General features: G+C 65.6%; 14 protein-coding genes. 9 read left to right on the top strand and 5 right to left on the bottom strand.

What is annotated here, in order from left to right; genetic code table 11:
* Position 1 precedes the first annotated feature (1 nt).
* Both ACCQ10_RS15200 and ACCQ10_RS15195 read right to left on the bottom strand, forming a co-directional pair.
* Positions 2-1,687 carry an alpha-L-fucosidase gene (locus ACCQ10_RS15200; RefSeq protein WP_372361146.1) on the bottom strand — a complete coding sequence of 562 codons (1,686 nt, stop codon included), beginning with the start codon at positions 1,685-1,687 and terminating at the stop codon, positions 2-4.
* A gap of 206 nt (positions 1,688-1,893) precedes the next feature.
* Positions 1,894-4,572: a TonB-dependent receptor gene (locus ACCQ10_RS15195; RefSeq protein WP_372361145.1), complete on the bottom strand. Its 2,679-nt coding sequence runs from the start codon at positions 4,570-4,572 to the stop codon at positions 1,894-1,896.
* A 716-nt stretch (positions 4,573-5,288) separates the two neighbouring features.
* Here ACCQ10_RS15195 and ACCQ10_RS15190 point away from each other — a divergent pair.
* The gene (locus tag ACCQ10_RS15190) at positions 5,289-6,287 is read left to right on the top strand and encodes a glucokinase family protein (RefSeq protein WP_372363136.1); all 999 of its coding nucleotides are present in this window, start codon (positions 5,289-5,291) and stop codon (positions 6,285-6,287) included.
* A 369-nt stretch (positions 6,288-6,656) separates the two neighbouring features.
* Here the strand turns inward: ACCQ10_RS15190 and ACCQ10_RS15185 are convergent, their stop codons facing one another.
* Together ACCQ10_RS15185 and bioA are read right to left on the bottom strand one after the other, a co-directional pair.
* Positions 6,657-7,391, bottom strand: a complete 735-nt coding sequence (locus ACCQ10_RS15185; protein ID WP_372361144.1) for a 16S rRNA (uracil(1498)-N(3))-methyltransferase — start codon at positions 7,389-7,391, stop codon at positions 6,657-6,659.
* Complete coding sequence (bioA, locus tag ACCQ10_RS15180) at positions 7,382-8,800, bottom strand: adenosylmethionine--8-amino-7-oxononanoate transaminase (protein WP_372361143.1); 1,419 nt, start codon at positions 8,798-8,800, stop codon at positions 7,382-7,384. Before bioA ends, ACCQ10_RS15185 begins: the two co-directional genes overlap by 10 nt.
* Positions 8,801-8,841: 41 nt before the next feature.
* Between bioA and nudE the strand changes: the two genes are divergently transcribed.
* The 8 genes from nudE (at position 8,842) to gcvH (ending at position 15,032) form a co-directional block, all read left to right on the top strand.
* Complete coding sequence (gene nudE, locus ACCQ10_RS15175; RefSeq protein WP_039408877.1) at positions 8,842-9,390, top strand: ADP compounds hydrolase NudE; 549 nt, start codon at positions 8,842-8,844, stop codon at positions 9,388-9,390.
* Entirely contained in the window at positions 9,387-10,187 is an 801-nt protein-coding gene (gene cysQ, locus ACCQ10_RS15170) for a 3'(2'),5'-bisphosphate nucleotidase CysQ (RefSeq protein WP_372361142.1), read from the top strand. Before nudE ends, cysQ begins: the two co-directional genes overlap by 4 nt.
* A gap of 310 nt (positions 10,188-10,497) precedes the next feature.
* The gene (gene mazG / locus ACCQ10_RS15165) at positions 10,498-11,355 is read left to right on the top strand and encodes a nucleoside triphosphate pyrophosphohydrolase (RefSeq protein WP_372361141.1); all 858 of its coding nucleotides are present in this window, start codon (positions 10,498-10,500) and stop codon (positions 11,353-11,355) included.
* Positions 11,352-11,687: a YnfA family protein gene (locus ACCQ10_RS15160; RefSeq protein ID WP_104579833.1), complete on the top strand. Its 336-nt coding sequence runs from the start codon at positions 11,352-11,354 to the stop codon at positions 11,685-11,687. Before mazG ends, ACCQ10_RS15160 begins: the two co-directional genes overlap by 4 nt.
* Before the next feature lie 131 nt (positions 11,688-11,818).
* A complete protein-coding gene (locus ACCQ10_RS15155) occupies positions 11,819-12,784 on the top strand; it encodes an SPFH domain-containing protein (RefSeq protein WP_372361140.1) in 966 nt (321 codons plus the stop codon).
* A 3-nt stretch (positions 12,785-12,787) separates the two neighbouring features.
* Positions 12,788-13,222 (top strand): NfeD family protein, encoded by a 435-nt coding sequence (locus ACCQ10_RS15150; protein ID WP_039408890.1) that lies wholly within the window; start codon positions 12,788-12,790, stop codon positions 13,220-13,222.
* 155 nt (positions 13,223-13,377) lie between these two features.
* On the top strand, positions 13,378-14,487 hold the full coding sequence (gcvT, locus tag ACCQ10_RS15145) for a glycine cleavage system aminomethyltransferase GcvT (RefSeq protein WP_228333976.1): 1,110 nt from the start codon (positions 13,378-13,380) through the stop codon (positions 14,485-14,487).
* A 149-nt stretch (positions 14,488-14,636) separates the two neighbouring features.
* Entirely contained in the window at positions 14,637-15,032 is a 396-nt protein-coding gene (gene gcvH / locus ACCQ10_RS15140; RefSeq protein WP_104579830.1) for a glycine cleavage system protein GcvH, read from the top strand.
* A gap of 433 nt (positions 15,033-15,465) precedes the next feature.
* Here the strand turns inward: gcvH and ACCQ10_RS15135 are convergent, their stop codons facing one another.
* The gene (locus ACCQ10_RS15135; protein ID WP_372361139.1) at positions 15,466-15,804 is read right to left on the bottom strand and encodes a hypothetical protein; all 339 of its coding nucleotides are present in this window, start codon (positions 15,802-15,804) and stop codon (positions 15,466-15,468) included.
* Positions 15,805-15,820: the final 16 nt, after the last annotated feature.

Genomic DNA, 15,820 nt, shown 5'->3' with positions numbered 1-15,820 from the left:
GTCAGGGAGTGGGGGAAGAAAGGTCGATGCGGAACACATACGCGCTCTCGCCGACCGGCTTTACGGGAAGGCGCAGATGCAGGCCATCGGCGCGTTGTTCGAACGGGATCTTCTTGCCGTTGGCCAGCAAGGTCACTGCGCGCACGCCATCGGCAGCGTTGAGCGAGCGGATCACCGCCTCGCCATCGGTCGGCCAGCCGAGCTCGATCGCATACAGCGCGCCGTTGCGGGTGGTGAAGCGGAAATCTTCTGCCGTGTACGGTTTGGTCTTGACGTCCTGGAAGGTTCCGCCCACCACTTCGGTGGGGCCTTCGCCATACACACGCCACGGCGTGCTGTCGTAGATCGCGCTGCCGTTGGTCTTGAGCCAGCGACCGATCGCCAGCAGGATGCCGCGCTCGGTGTCCGGGATCGAGCCGTCGGCGCGCGGGCCGATGTTGAGCATCAGGTTGCCGTTCTTGGCCACCACATCGGCCAGCATGTGGATGATGAAGGTGGGCGACTTGTAGGTGTCGTTTTCGATGTAGCCCCACGAGGCATTGCTCACCGAGGTGTCGGTCTGCCAGTGCGTGGGGTGGATGCCGGTGAGCTGGCCGCGCTCGATATCCAGCGTGCCGGCGCCTTCCGGAAAGGCGCCGAGCTTGTAGTTCACCACCACGCCGCGGTCGGCCTCGGTGCGCGCCGCGCCCTGGTTGTAGTAGTACGCCAGCATGGTCGGCAGGCTGCGGCGGAAGGTGGGGTGGGCAATCCACCAATCGAAATAGATCAGGTCCGGCTGATAGGTGTCGATCAACTCGGTGGTGCGCGCCAGCCAGTCGTCCAGCCAGGCCTGCGACACTGGCGTCCAGTCGTTGGCCACATCGGCATCGTCCTTGCCCGGCAGGCGCACCTGCGCCGGGCCGTACAGCGCGGCATAGCGTGGGTCGTTGACGTCTGAGTCGAACTTGCGCCCGCCATCGAAGAACCAGTTGTGTTCGGCGCGATGCGACGACAAGCCGAAGTGCAGCCCTTGTGCGCGGATGGCGGTGGACAGCTCGCCCAGCAGGTCGCGCTTGGGCCCCATTTTCATCGCGGTCCAGTCGGACAGCTTGGAGTCGTACAGCGCGAAGCCGTCATGGTGCTCGGCCACCGGCACCACATAGCGCGCGCCGGATTCGCGGAACAGCTTGGCCCAGCCATTGGGGTCGAACTTGGGCGCGGTGAACTTGGGGATCAGATCCTTGTAGCCGCTACTGGCCTGCGGCCCGTAGGTGGCCACGTGATGCGCGAATTCCTTGGAGTCTTGCAGATACATGTTGCGCGAATACCACTCGCTGCCGAACGCCGGCACCGAGAACACACCCCAATGGATGAAGATGCCGAACTTGGCATTGTCGTACCACGCCGGCGATTGATACCCCTTCAGCGCGGCCCAGTCGGGGCGGAACGGGCCCTTGCGTGCACCGGCCTCGGCTTCGCGCACCAGGCGTCCGCGTTCGGGCGCGTACTTGGCGGTGGCATCGAGCCACTGCTGGTCGATCACCTCGGGGCTGAGCGTGGTGGCGGTCGGTGCGGTGGGCGATTGCGCGGCACTCGCATGCACGGCGGGCAACGCGAGCAGCAGACCGAGCGCGAGCGCTAGACTCCTGGGTGCAGCTCCGGCGTGGCGGCGGGATGGAGCCGCAAACACGCGGCTATCGGTCGTCATGGGAACTGCACTCCTGTAAGCGAAACGCGTCGGTCATGTTGCAACCGTGCGTGGATGGCAAAAGCGGGCCTGGCCATGCTCCCTCAATCGCGAAGGGGCGTGGCCAGTACCACTCCTTGTTACAACATCGCGCTGTGCGCTGCATGCAACGCACAGCTCAAAAAAAGCGCGCCACCGTGGAGGGTCGGTGGCGCGCCGGTGCTACATCAGAACTTGAAGTTGAGCTGGGCTTGATAGCCGCGGCCGTTCTTGTAGAACGCCGTGGGGGTATCACGCGTGTTGCTGAAGACCCGGTAGGTGGAATCCAGCAGGTTGGTGGCGCCGAAGGTGATGCCCACGTAGTCGGTGATCTGGTACGAGGCGTTCAGATCCAGCTGCTTGTAGGCATCGGCAAAGTCACGCGATTCCAGGCGGCCGATCTGGGTGAAGTACTTGGAGCGGTAGCTGTAGTTCACACGCACGGTCCAGTCGCCGTGTTCCCAGTACGGGATCACGTTGTAGGTGTCGCGCGACAGGTACGGCAGGTTCAGACCGGAGCTGGAGTCGGACTCGGCGAACGTGTAGTTGGCCTGCAACCCGAAGCCCAGACCGAAGGTCTGCTGGTAGTTGACCGCCACGCCCTTGACCTTGGCGTCAGACACGTTCACCGGCGTGGTCACCTGGTACAGGCCAGCAATGGCCGGCGGTGCCGGGTTCAGCTGCTGGGTAACCGTGGTGTTGACGATGTAGGAGCTGATGTCGCGATAGAACACTTCACCGGACAACATGCTGGACGGCGCGAAGTACCACTCGGCAGCCACATCGTAGTTGGTGGATTCGTACGGCTTCAGATCCGGGTTGCCGCCGTTGGCAGTCAGGTTGCCGTTGCCGCTGTTGACGGTGAAGGTACCGGCCAGATCGGCGTAGCGCGGACGTGCGATGACCTTGGCCGCCGAGAAGCGCAGCACGGTGTCGTCGGTGATGTCGTAGGCGATGTTGAAGCTCGGCAGCGCCTTGCGGTAGTCGTTGGTCTCGGCAACGCGCTGGAAGCTGGTGCCGCCGTCGTTGCTCTGCCAGAACTGCGACTTGTCGGTGGTGTCCACCAGACGCACGCCGACGTTGCCGCGCCACTGGCCCGACTCGAAGTTCAACTGCGTATAGACGTTCTGGGTGATTTCCTTGACGTCGAACGAGGCGCCGAAGTCGGTGCGGTATGCGCCCTGCGGCTGCGACAGCAGGTAGCTGCGCACGGCACCCAGGTTGGCGGTCGGCCAGGTGGTCAGATCGCCGCTGGCGCCCAGGCCATCGTACAGGCTGCTCGGCGTGGTGCCCGGATTGAACTGCGTCAGCGATACCGGGTCGGTGGTATTGATGCGGTTACCGCGCGCGTCCACACCGTTGTTGTGGTTGATGTACTTGTAGCCGAACTGCAGTTTGGTGAACGGGCCCCATTCCAGATCGCGCGAAGCGTCCCACTGGAAGTACTTCTCATCGTCCTTGCTCTTCTGGTAAGCGATACCGCCGGCCTGCATGATGCCGGTGGTGGTGCCCGGGATATTGCCTTCCTGGCCCGGCGCGAGACCTGCAGGGTTACCCGGCAATGCCCAGTTGGAGGCGCCGCCGTTGTCGTAGTTGACCGAGGTGTTGCGGCCGTCGAACGCGTAGTTGTACCCGCCGTCCTGCATCAGGTACTTCATCAGGTATTCGGGGTTCTTGCCGCCGGTGGCTTCGGTGTAACCGGCCTGGGTGGTGAACACCCACTTTTCGCCGGACCAGTCGTGACGCAGGTTCAGGCTCTTGGTGGTGACGGTGCTTTCGCGATAGTTGGCATCCAGCTGCGCATACGGCTGACCGGCGGCGCCATCGCTGACGGTGGCCGAGGTCACCACGCCGTTCTGTACGTTTGCCTGGGTGATCTTCTGGCGGTCGTCGTTACAGGCCGGGCACACATAACGCGCCTGGCTGAAGTTGTTGTACTTGCCCTTGATGTACAGACCGGTCAGGTTGAACTCGTTCTGCTCGTCGGGCTTCCACTGCAACGCGCCCTGCAGGCCACTGCGCTCACGGGTCTGCTGGAAGAACGCGCTGCTGATGCCGGCGGGCACACGTGCGGTAGCCACATCGCTGCCGTCGCCGGTGATGGTCGCGGTCGGCGGAATGCCGGCACCGGTGGTGTAACCGAAGTATTCGATACCGGCGCGTGCCAGGTCCTGCTTGTCGTGCGTGGCGGAGATCAACGCGCCGAATGTTTCGTCGTCGTTCTTCCAGCTCCACAGCGCCGACCCGCGCGGATTGCCTTCTTCCGAACGGTCGTTGTAGTTGTAGCCGATCGAGCCGCGGATGGTGTTCTTGGGCAGGTCCAGCGGCTTGCGGGTATGCACGATCACGGTGCCGCCGATCGAGCCTTCGTCGATGCGTGCCTCGGGGGTCTTGTAGACCTCCATCAGGCCGATGATTTCCGGCGACAGCAGGGTGTAGTTGAAGGTACGGCCGCTGGTGTCGGTCGGGTTGCCGCCCCAGTCACCGGACGCGATGGTCTGGCCGTTGAGCAGCACGCGGTTCAACGCCGGGTCGGTGCCGTTGATGCTGACCTTTTCGCCTTCGCCGAACTGGCGGTCGACGCTGATGCCTGGCAGGTGGGACAGCGATTCGGCCGCATTGATGTCCGGGAACTTGCCAATGTCTTCGGCGCTGATCGCATCGACGATGGAGTTGGCCGAGCGCTTGACCGCCTGGCTCTTTTCCAGCGATGCGCGATAGCCGGTGACGGTGATGGTGTCCAGCTCGGTGGTGGCCGAGGATGCGCCCGCAGGCGCCTGTTGTTCTTGTCCGGCAGCCATTGCAGAGCCGGAGCAGTACAGAGCGGCGGTGATACAGAGTGCTAACGTCGTGGTGCGGCTGTGCATGGCTAAACCTCGTTGGTTAGTGCTGTGAGCGCGCGCCGTGGAAAGGCATCGCGCTCGGCGTGGCCGGCAAAACAACACGCCCTGACCGATCGCGGTGATCGCAACTCCGTGCTCGGCAACGGCAGCGGGCGGTGTCGATTCGCGTGGTAGAGGAGGTGTCCCCCGTGTGGTGAAGCGGTGGAGCGAACGCGATATCGGCGAGCCCGGCGTCTGATGACGCAGAACCCGCGAACCTGGAATCAGCAGGGAAGGGAAGAGCCGTTCTTCAGTACCGAACAGTCCATGGCCCCTCCTGCCAGAACCCCGATTTGGACCGAGTCTCGCGTAGCGCTGACAGCGTTGTCAACACGTCGTCACAGATCTCTGATGCAGCTGCGATTGCGCTGCAACGCAGCATTTTTGCGACGCGATCGTCGACGTAGTCGACCAAGTACCTGTGCCCGTGCGTCTGGCGTACCGGGTCGATTGGCGCTTTCAATGCTGGAAACGTTTTGTGTCGCAGCGTCTGGCGAAATTTGTGCCGGAATCGTTGCCATGCGTGCGGATTTTTCGCGGATGATGGGGGCGGCCCTGGATCGCCTTGATTGTGGGCTCCACGGTTGCGTTACACAGCAATTACTGACAACGTTGTCTACCCGCTGCCGTTCGTCGGACAACGGGACCTGACGCCAGCCCGCTGCCACTTAACAGGAGAATGCGTGAGCGCAAGCAGCCCAATGGAAGCGGTGGCCTTTCCGCACCCCGACACCTTCGTTGCCGCAGACGTGGGAGGGACGCATGTGCGCCTGGCGCTGGTCTGCGAAAGCGCCGATGCGGGCAAGCCGGTCACGGTGCTGGACTACCGCAAGTACCGCTGCGCCGACTACCCGGGCCTGGCCGACATCATGTCCGCGTTCTTTGCCGAACTGGGATGTGCGCCGGTGCAGCGCGGCGTGATCGCCAGTGCCGGATACGCGCTCGAAGACGGCAGCGTGATCACGGCCAACCTGCCGTGGGTGCTGGCACCGGAACAGATCCGTCGCCAGCTCGGCATGCAGGTGCTTCATCTGGTCAACGATTTCGAGGCGGTCGCCTACGCGGCCAACTACATGACCGGCAGTCAGGTGATGCAGCTCTCCGGCCCGGCGCAGGGCGCGCCCGGCCCGGCGCTGGTGCTGGGCCCGGGCACCGGCCTGGGCGCGGCGGTGTGGATCCCCAATGGCGACCATCCGGTGGTGTTGCCGACCGAGGCCGGCCACGCGGCGCTCGCCGCCGCCAGCGATCTGGAAGTGGCCCTGCTGCAGGAACTGCGGCGCACCCGCACGCATGTCGGCACCGAGACGTTGTTGTCCGGCCCGGGGCTGCTGAATCTCTATCACGCACTGGCCGGGTTGCGCGGCGAGCGGGCCACCCATGCCGGCCCGGCCGATGTCACCGCCGCTGCGCTGGCCGGCAACGACGTGCTCGCGCGCGACGCGCTGCAGGCGTTCTGCGGCTTCATGGGCAGCGTGGTCGGCGACATGATGCTGCTGTATGGCATTCGCAGCGGCGTGTATCTGGCTGGCGGATTCCTGCCGCAGATCGCCGACTTCATCGCCGCCAGCGACTTCGTCACCCGCCTGCTCGACAAAGGCACGTTGCGCCCGGCGCTGGAGCAGGTGCCGGTGCGCATCGTCGAACACGGCCAGCTCGGCGTCATCGGCGCGGCCAGCTGGCTTCTCCAGCACGCTCGCTAGGCCAGAACTCCCGGATCGCATCCACGCCGCAGGAGCGCCTGCGGCCGCAGGGGCCTTATCGACAAACACCGGGACGATCGGAAACATCGCTCCGCGGGAAGGCCCATCGCGCCCGGGTGCGTTCCTACGCCTTACCGCAGCGCTGCCTGCTTCGGGCTGTCCCACGGACCTACAAACTCGCGACCGCAAAGGCTTCGTAGGAGCGCCCTTGGGCGCGAGAGGCCTTGCCGACAAACACCAGGACGATCGGAAACGTCGCTCCGCGGGAAGGCGCCGTCGCGCCCGGGTGCGCTCCTACGCCTTACCGCAGCGCTGCCTGCGTCGGGCTGTCCCACGCCCTACAAACGATCCATCCGCCACGTCGGCGCCCTACAGATCCCCGAACCGCGACTGCAATGCGGCAATGGCGGCCAGCCCGGCGGTTTCGGTGCGCAGGATGCGCGGCCCCAGGCGCAGGCCGGTGAACCCGGCGTCGGCCAGCGTCGCCCGATCGCGCGGTGACCAGCCGCCTTCCGGCCCGATCGCCACGATGACGTCCCGCTGCGTGCCCGCGCTCAAGGTGCCCAGGCGATGCTCGCCCTGCGGGTCCAGGGTCAGCCGCAGCGCCTGCGGGTCGCTGGCCACTGCCGCCTCCTGCAGGCCGGTCGGTGCTGCCAGCGCCGGGACGCGCGCCCGGCCGGATTGCTCACAGGCAGACACCACCACACTGCGCCAGTGCGCCACGCGTTTTTCCAGGCGCGCCGCATCCAGCTTCACCTCGGTGCGTTCGGCGTTCACCGGCACGATGGCTGCGACGCCCAGCTCGGTGGCTTTCTGCAGGATCAGATCCATCTTTTCGCCGCGGGCGATGCCCTGGATCAGGGTGATGCGCAGCGGCGATTCGTTCGCCAGCGGCTCGGCACGTTCCACCATCGCGCGTGCCTCGCGCTTGCCGGCCACGGTGATGCGTGCGTGGTAGTCGCTGCCATCGCCATTGAACAGGATGCAGGCATCGCCCTCGCGCAGCCTTAGCACGCGCAGCAGGTGGTTGGCCGATTCCTCGGGCAATGTCACTTCTTGGTCGCACTGCAGCGGCAGCGCAACATGGGAGCGGGTCACGCGCATGCGACGGCCTCCTCGATGGCCTGGCGCGTGGTTGCCGCCAGCAAGGCAAGCTGCGCCTCGTCCACGCAGTACGGCGGCATCCAGTACAGCACGTCGCCCAGGGGCCGCAGCACCACCCCGCGTTCCAGCGCGGCGCGATACGCCTTCAGGCCGACGCGCGCGGCCGCGGGGAAGGGCGTGCGCTTGTCGCCGCCACGGGTGAGTTCGAAGGCGACGATCATGCCGGCCTGGCGCACGTCGGCCACCGCGCGGTGTTCGCCGATCTGCGCGGCCAGGGTGCTCATGTGCGCGGCGGTGTGCTGGTTGCGCGCAATCACGTCGTCGTCTGCGAAGATCTGCAAGGTCGCCAACGCGGCCGCGCAGGTCAGTGGATTCCCTGTGTAGCTGTGTGAATGCAGGAAGGCGCGTTCGCGCGAATCGTCCAGGAAGGCGTCGTACAACTGCTGGGTGGCCAGCACCGCCGCCAACGGCAGGAAGCCGCCGGTCAGGCCCTTGGACAGGCACAGCAGATCGGGCATCACGCCGGCCTGCTCGCAGGCGAACAAGGTGCCGGTACGGCCGAAGCCGGTCGCAATCTCGTCGGCAATCAGGAATGCGCCGTGCGCATCGCACAAGGCGCGTGCGCGGCGCAGATACGCCGGGTGATACATGCGCATGCCGCCGGCACATTGCACGCGCGGTTCCAGGATCAGCGCGCAGATCTCGCCGGGCGCTTGCTCGAACAGTGCCTGCAGCGCATCGGCGGCCTGCAGCGCGTACGCTTCCGCACTTTGCCCGGGCTCGGCCAGGTAGGCATCGGGCGAGGGGGCGAAGGTCGCTTCCAGCAACAGCGGCGCATACACGCGCCGGTAGAGCGGAATGTCGCCCACCGACAACGCGCCGATGGTCTCGCCGTGGTAGCCGTTTTCCAGCGCGATGAACCGCGTGCGGCGATGCTCGCCACGGTTGTGGAAGTAATGGAAGGCCATCTTCAAGGCCACTTCCACGCCAGCCGAGCCGTTGTCGGCGTAGAACACCTTGGACAACGGTGCGCGGTCGGGCTGGCGTGGCGCAATGGCCAGCAAGCGCTCGGCCAACTGCACCGCCGGTGCGTGCGTGAAGCCGGCCAGCATCACCTGCTCCAGCGTGCCGGCCTGTTGCGCGATGGCCGCACCGATGCGTGGCTCGGCGTGGCCGAACAGGTTGGTCCACCAACTGCTGACCGCGTCCAGATAGCGGCGGCCATCGTGGCCGACCAGCCACGCGCCGCTGCCGCTTGCGATCGGCACCAGAGGAAGCGTGTGCGGATGCTCGCGCATCTGCGTGCACGGGTGCCACACCACCGCAAGATCGCGTTGCCGCCACTGTTGGGCAGCTTCGGAGGCTGCAGGGTCTGCTAGGATTTCGGGCTCATGAACATGTCGATGCATCTGCCTATTCTATCGGTCCGCTCCGCGGCTGCGTGCCACGCATGAGCCCGCGTCTGCCGACCATCCACAAGATCACCGATCTGGGGGACGGGCCGTTCCGTCGCCAGCAGCTGGATCTGGAGTTTTCCAACGGGCAACGCCGCCTGTACGAGCGCCAACTCAGCCAGGGTCATGGCGCGGTCGTGGTGGTGCCGATGCTCGACGAGACGACGGTGCTGCTGGTGCGCGAATACGCGGCCGGTGTGCATCGCTACGAGCTGGGCCTGGTCAAGGGGCGCATCGATGCCGGCGAGACCCCGGAGCAGGCCGCCGACCGCGAGCTCAAGGAAGAAGCCGGCTATGGCGCGCGCCAGGTCCAGGTGCTGCGCGCGATGACGCTTGCTCCTACTTATATGAGTCACCAATCCTGGCTGGTGCTGGCGCGCGATCTCTACCCGGAGCGCCTGGTGGGTGACGAACCGGAAGAGATGGAAGTCGTGCCCTGGCCTCTGGCGCGTCTGGACGAGTTGATGCTGCGCGAGGATTTCTCGGAGGGGCGCTCGCTGGCGGCATTGTTCATCGCGCGCGAGTGGCTGGAGCGCAACCGGTGATCCGCATCCCGATGGAATTGCGCGAAACCGTGATCGCCATCGCCCGTGAGGCCGGCGAGGCAATCATGCAGGTGTACGCGCAGGATTTCGCGGTCGAGATCAAGGACGATGCCAGCCCGCTGACCCAGGCCGACCTGGCTGCCAACCGCGTCATCGTCGACGGCCTGCGCCGAGTCACACCCGACGTGCCGGTGCTCTCGGAAGAGTCTGCGCATGTCGCCTGGGAAACACGGCAGTACTGGACCAGCTATTGGTTGGTCGATCCGCTCGACGGCACGCGTGAGTTCGTCAAACGCAACGGCGAGTTCAGCGTCAACATCGCACTGATCCACATGGGCGCGCCGGTGCTCGGCGTGGTCCAGGCGCCGGTCGATGGCCGGGTCTGGTACGCCGCGCGCGGCGAGAATGCCTACCGCCGCGACGGCGATCGCGACGAGATGCTGCAGACCCGCACCCCGGCCGCCACGCCATTGCGGGTGGCGGCCAGCCGCTCGCATCGCGACGCGCACACCGCCGCCGCGCTGGAGCGCATGGGCGAGATCGACGTGGTCGCGCAAGGGTCGTCGTTGAAGTTCTGCCGCATTGCCGAAGGCGACCTGGATGTCTATCCGCGCTTCGGCCCCACCTCCGAGTGGGACACGGCGGCCGGCCAGTGCGTGCTGCACGCCGCCGGTGGCGTGCTGCTGGCGGGCGGCTCCGGCAAACCGTTCCGCTACAACCGTCGCGACACGCTGCTCAATGGCGACTTCATCGCGATGGGCGATCCCAATCTGCCCTGGCGCGATTGGCTGACGTAAGCGTGCCCGGCGACGGCCGGCAGCGTCGGTGTGCCGGTCTGTTAACGCATGCGCGTTCGTCGTGGCACGCCCCACACGCACGCCGAGCGCTCGGGTGCGGCCCGTATCGCGTTTGTGCTGCGTGCCTGCGATGCTGCCCGCGCACCGACGGATACGTCAGCCCCGTATCGGCCGACAGGTACACTGCGGCAGCCTTGCGCGCCTGAGGTTCATCCGCTGCACGCATGCGCGATCGCCACGCAGCTGCCGCATTGCGCATGGAGCATCGCGGCGGCGCTGTGCGCCTGCCCACCGTTTTCAGGAAGACACCATGTCCCAGACTCCGCCCACCGGCGACATCCAACGCCTGCTGCAGCTGATGGCACGCCTGCGCGATCGCGAGCACGGCTGTCCCTGGGGTGTGGAGCAGACCTTTGCCAGCATCGCTCCGTACACCATCGAAGAAGCCTATGAAGTGGCTGACGCGATCGATCGCAACGACCTGCCGGGGTTGCGCGACGAGCTGGGCGACCTGCTGCTGCAGGTGGTGTTCCATGCGCAGATGGCGTCCGAGCAGGGCGCGTTCGGGTTTGCCGAGGTGGTCGCCACGCTCAGCGACAAGCTGGTGCGTCGCCACCCGCACGTCTTCGCAGCGCAGGCGGCCGACGACGCCCAGGCGGTGAGCGCCAACTGGGAACAGATCAAGCGCCAGGAGCGCCGCGCCGCCGGGCATCAGGACGAGTCGGCGCTTGCCGGCATCGCGCGCGGTCTGCCGGAGTGGCAGCGCTCCACCAAGCTGCAGTCGCGCGCGGCGCGGGTCGGCTTCGACTGGCCGGGCCCGGCGCCGGTGCTGGATAAATTGCAGGAAGAACTCGACGAGTTGCGCGTGGAATTCGCGCGTGGCCCGGTGGCCGACAATCAGGCGCGTCTGGAAGACGAACTCGGCGACGTGCTGTTCGTCTGCGCCAATCTTGCGCGGCATGCCAAGGTGGACGTGGGCGCGGCACTTCGGCACGCCAACCTGAAGTTCGAACGCCGCTTCCGCGCAATGGAAGCGCTGGCGCATGCGCAGGGCACCGGACTGGACGCGCTGCCGCTGGGCGCGCAGGAAGCATTGTGGCAACAGGTCAAGCGGGACGAAGCGGCTGCAGCCCCCATGCCCGATTCCGACCCTGTGGCACGCCGATGAACTCCGCGCTGGGCACGCTGCTGCTGTTCGTCGCCACCGCCGTGGCCGAGCTGGTGGGCTGCTACCTTCCTTATCTATGGCTGCGCAAGAGCGGCAGTGCGTGGTTGCTGCTGCCCACCGCACTGAGCCTTGCGCTGTTCGTGTGGCTGTTGAGCCTGCATCCCACTGCCAGCGGGCGTACCTACGCAGCCTATGGCGGGGTCTACATCGCCAGTGCGCTGCTGTGGTTGTGGTGGGTGGACCGCATTACGCCCACGCGCTGGGACCTGCTCGGTGCCGGCTGCTGCCTGCTGGGCATGGCGGTCATCATGTTCGCGCCACGCAACGCCTGAGCCGGGTAGGCGCTGGTCGCGCACGCCGGCCGACGTGGCGCCGCGTAGCCTTGTCCGTTGCCGCCAGTGTGGCGTGTGCAGCGGGTGCATACTTCGCGCAGGACCGACTCGTCACTGCAAAGGGGCTGCACATGTTTCCAACTTCGTTTCTGGCCATCGCCGTTCTGGTTGCCGGCGTCATCGTGTTGTTCAAGACCGTGCGCATGGTGCCGCAGGGATTCCAGTGGACGGTGGAGCGCTTCGGCCGCTACACCCACACCATGAGTCCCGGGCTGCACTTCCTGGTGCCGGTGGTCTACGGCGTGGGCCGCAAGATCAACATGATGGAACAGGTGCTGGATGTGCCCAGCCAGGACGTCATCACCAAGGACAACGCCGTGGTGCGCGTGGACGGGGTGGTGTTCTTCCAGGTCCTGGATGCGGCCAAGGCCGCCTATGAGGTCTCCAACCTGGAAATCGCCACGATCGCGCTGGTGCAGACCAATATCCGTACCGTCATCGGTTCGATGGACCTGGACGAATCGCTGAGCCAGCGCGAAACCATCAATGCCCAGTTGTTGAGCGTCGTCGACCATGCCACCAATCCTTGGGGCATCAAGGTCACTCGTATCGAGATCCGCGATATCCAGCCGCCGCGCGACCTGATCGATTCGATGGCGCGGCAGATGAAGGCCGAGCGCGAAAAGCGTGCGCAGATTCTCGAAGCCGAAGGCTCGCGGCAGTCGGAAATCCTGCGCGCCGACGGCGAGAAGCAGGCCGCCGTGCTCGAAGCCGAAGGCCGCAAGGAAGCCGCCTTCCGCGATGCCGAAGCACGCGAGCGGCTGGCCGAGGCCGAAGCCCGCGCCACCCAGGTGGTGTCCGATGCGATCGCCAACGGTAGCGTGCAGGCGATCAATTACTTTGTTGCACAAAAATATGTGGAGGCGTTCAAGGCGCTGGCCACCGCACCCAACCAGAAGTTCGTGCTGATGCCGATGGAATCCAGCGGCATCATCGGCTCGATCGCCGGCATCGCCGACCTGGCGAAGGAAGCGCTGGCCAAGCCCGATACCCCCGGCGTACGCGTGCCGCCGATGCCGCCGCGCGCGGGAGTCTGAGCCATGCGTTGGGATGTGGTGGTATGGGCGGTGCTTGCGCTGCTGTTGATCGCCGCCGAGACCTTGGTGCCGGGTGCATTCCTGTTGTGGATGGGCATCGCCGCGGCAGCAGTGTGCCTGCTGGTGCTCGCAATGCCGGGCATGTCGCTGCTGGTGCAGATCGTGGCGTTCGTGTTGCTCAGCTTCGTGTCGGTGCAGGTCTATCGCAGCTGGTTTCGCGGCAAGGGGCGGCAGAGCGATCGGCCCTTGCTCAACCGGCGCGCCGAGCAATTGATCGGCCGTCGCGTGCTGCTCGATCAGCCCATCCACGATGGCCGCGGTCGCGCCAAGGTCGACGACGCGTTCTGGGTGGTCAGCGGTCCGGAGCTGCCGGCCGGCGCACCGGTGCGTATCGTCGGCGTGGATGGCATGACCTTGCTGGTGGAAGCGGCCGGCTGATGCGTGTGCAGATGTCGCGTGCTGCTCCGGATGCTGCAGTGCGGGGTGGCAGTGTCAGGCGTGCGCGCCCTGGATTCCGGCTGTGCGTATGCACGGCTTGCCCGCAAGTGCGGCCGGGCAGCGATAATGAGCGTCTTTCCCTTGGACCGGCGCTCATGACCCAGAAGACCATCCTCAACGACACCCATCGTGCGCTCGGCGCCAAGATGGTCGATTTCGGCGGTTGGGACATGCCGATCCATTACGGCTCGCAGCTGGACGAGCACCATCAGGTGCGTCGCGACGCCGGCATGTTCGATGTCAGCCACATGACCGTGGTCGACCTGCACGGTGCACGCGTGCGTGAGTTCCTGCGCTACCTGCTGGCCAACTCGGTGGACAAGCTCAAGGTCGCCGGCAAGGCGCTGTACACCTGCATGCTCAATCCGCAGGGCGGAGTGATCGACGACCTCATCGTCTATTACATGCGCGAAGACTTCTTCCGCCTGGTGGTCAACGCCGCCACCCGCGAGAAGGACCTGCAGTGGATCGGCGAGCAGGCGGCCCGCTTCGAAGTGCGCGTGGAAGAGCGCGGCGACTTCGCGATGATCGCGGTGCAAGGCCCCAACGCCCGCGCCAAGGTCATCGACCTGCTCGATCCTGCCGACACCGCCGCGGCGAGCAAGCTCAGCCGTTTTGCCGCATTGCAGACCCGATCGCGCGATGGCATCGAACTGTTCCTGGCACGCACCGGATACACCGGCGAAGACGGTTTCGAGATCGTGCTGCCGCAGGATGCTGCAGTGACGTTCTGGAATGCGCTGCTCGCGCAGGGCGTCAAGCCGGCCGGCCTAGGAGCACGTGACACCCTGCGGCTGGAGGCTGGCATGAACCTGTATGGCCAGGACATGGACGACGCGGTCACTCCGTATGAGGCCGCACTGGCCTGGACGATCACGCTCGACGAAGGGCGCGACTTCATCGGCCGTGCCGTGCTCGAATCGCAGAAGGCGCAAGGTGCGCCGCGCCAGATGATCGGCGTGGTGATGGATGAGAAAGGCGTGCTGCGGCACGGCCAGACCGTGCTCACCGCTGCCGGTCAGGGCGAAATCCTGTCGGGCACGTTCTCGCCGACGCTGGGCAAGGCAATTGCCTTTGCACGCGTGCCGGCCGGCAGCATCGACCAGCTACGCGTGGACATCCGTGGCAAGCAGGTGCCGTTGCGCGCAGTGAAGTTTCCGTTCGTGCGCGACGGCCAGGCGCAGCCCGGCGTCCTGGGCGAGTGAGCCCGACGATGTCGGCCGTCGCTGGCCGGCATCATGCAATCGCATGCAACCCAGCCATACCGCCGCGCGTGCACCTGTCTTGTCGCGCGGTCTAAACTAACCACCTGTCCCGACCCCATTCCCTGACCCAACTTTCCCGGAGCACACCCATGAGCGAGATTCCTGGCGACCTCAAGTTCCTCAAATCCCACGAGTGGGCCCGCGTCGAGAGCAACGGCCGCGTGACCGTCGGTATCTCCGATCACGCACAGGGCTTGCTGGGCGATCTGGTCTACGTCGAACTGCCGGGCGTCGGCGACACCGTGCAGGCCGGCAACGGCGCCGCGGTCGTCGAGTCGGTCAAGGCGGCGTCCGATGTCTACAGCCCGGTCAGCGGGACCGTGGTCGAGGTCAACAGCGCGCTGGGCGACAAGCCGGAAACCATCAACGAAGACGCCTACGGCGAAGGCTGGATCTTCGTCGTCGAACTCGACGACAAGGACCAGCTCAACGAACTGTTGTCGCCCGACGACTATGCCGAGCTGCTCGAAGACGACGATCACTGAGGCGATCTCGCCTGCTGCACTCCGATGGCCGCTCCTGGAGCGGCCATTTTTTTGCGCGATGCGGGAAATGCCGATGCGCGAGCATGACCGGGTGGGCGCTTGGATAGTCGCCTGTGCGTGTGCTCGATCGGCCATGTGCATCAAGCGCCGACGGCAACGCGACCACGTCGGATGGCGGCATCCATGGCGCGGCAATCCGATGCGAACACCGGCGAACACGCGCGTCGGATTTCTGACGTGAGTCACCCGTGAGGATCTGGCGTGCGCCTGGTGAAAAGTTGCCCGTGGCAACGCGCGTCGACCAAGCGAACCAGCGCGCGCTGCATGTGGCGACCAACGTGCAACGACACGCATGCGGCGATCAAACGACGCAATAAGTTTGCGCATTTGGGCGTGCGCGACACCGGAAGTGGAGTCGCCGGGCAAAAAATTTTCAGCTGGCGGACAGGCGGCGAACACTGCCACGACGTGCAGTGCACTGTCGTGGCATCGGGGCGGCGCACGACACGCGTCGTTGCAGCGATTTAGAAAAACAGCAGAAAAGAAGTGCTTTTTTGATGGCAGCGACGCAGCGGTGCGCGCGTTGGCGTTGCGCCGTGCCGCGCGCGTGGTGCGCTTGCCGGACGTCGATGCCAGGCATGGCGATGGCGAACTGAAAAAAAAATGCAAAAGAGTGTTGACAGTAAAAAAAAGCGTGATTAGGTTTCGCCCAGCAGACATTGCTGCGAAAGAGAGTGAGCAGAATCGACATCAAGCCGACACGCTTGTTCAAGACGTCCACCGAAGCA

The sequence above is a fragment of the Xanthomonas sp. NCPPB 1325 genome, assembly GCF_041477645.2.
GTDB classification, from domain to species: domain Bacteria; phylum Pseudomonadota; class Gammaproteobacteria; order Xanthomonadales; family Xanthomonadaceae; genus Xanthomonas; species Xanthomonas cannabis.
Note: the sequence above shows the minus strand (reverse complement) of the source record. Positions and strands in the feature narration are given on the sequence as shown.

Bases quoted from the DNA above. Each gene is read 5' to 3' on its own strand.
- ACCQ10_RS15200 (WP_372361146.1), bottom strand. From the start codon at position 1,687: ATGACGACCGATAGCCGCGTGTTTGCGGCTCCATCCCGCCGCCACGCC.
- ACCQ10_RS15195 (WP_372361145.1), bottom strand. From the start codon at position 4,572: ATGCACAGCCGCACCACGACGTTAGCACTCTGTATCACCGCCGCTCTG.
- ACCQ10_RS15190 (WP_372363136.1), top strand. From the start codon at position 5,289: ATGGAAGCGGTGGCCTTTCCGCACCCCGACACCTTCGTTGCCGCAGAC.
- ACCQ10_RS15185 (WP_372361144.1), bottom strand. From the start codon at position 7,391: ATGCGCGTGACCCGCTCCCATGTTGCGCTGCCGCTGCAGTGCGACCAA.
- bioA (WP_372361143.1), bottom strand. From the start codon at position 8,800: ATGCATCGACATGTTCATGAGCCCGAAATCCTAGCAGACCCTGCAGCC.
- nudE (WP_039408877.1), top strand. From the start codon at position 8,842: ATGAGCCCGCGTCTGCCGACCATCCACAAGATCACCGATCTGGGGGAC.
- mazG (WP_372361141.1), top strand. From the start codon at position 10,498: ATGTCCCAGACTCCGCCCACCGGCGACATCCAACGCCTGCTGCAGCTG.
- ACCQ10_RS15160 (WP_104579833.1), top strand. From the start codon at position 11,352: ATGAACTCCGCGCTGGGCACGCTGCTGCTGTTCGTCGCCACCGCCGTG.
- ACCQ10_RS15155 (WP_372361140.1), top strand. From the start codon at position 11,819: ATGTTTCCAACTTCGTTTCTGGCCATCGCCGTTCTGGTTGCCGGCGTC.
- ACCQ10_RS15150 (WP_039408890.1), top strand. From the start codon at position 12,788: ATGCGTTGGGATGTGGTGGTATGGGCGGTGCTTGCGCTGCTGTTGATC.
- gcvT (WP_228333976.1), top strand. From the start codon at position 13,378: ATGACCCAGAAGACCATCCTCAACGACACCCATCGTGCGCTCGGCGCC.
- gcvH (WP_104579830.1), top strand. From the start codon at position 14,637: ATGAGCGAGATTCCTGGCGACCTCAAGTTCCTCAAATCCCACGAGTGG.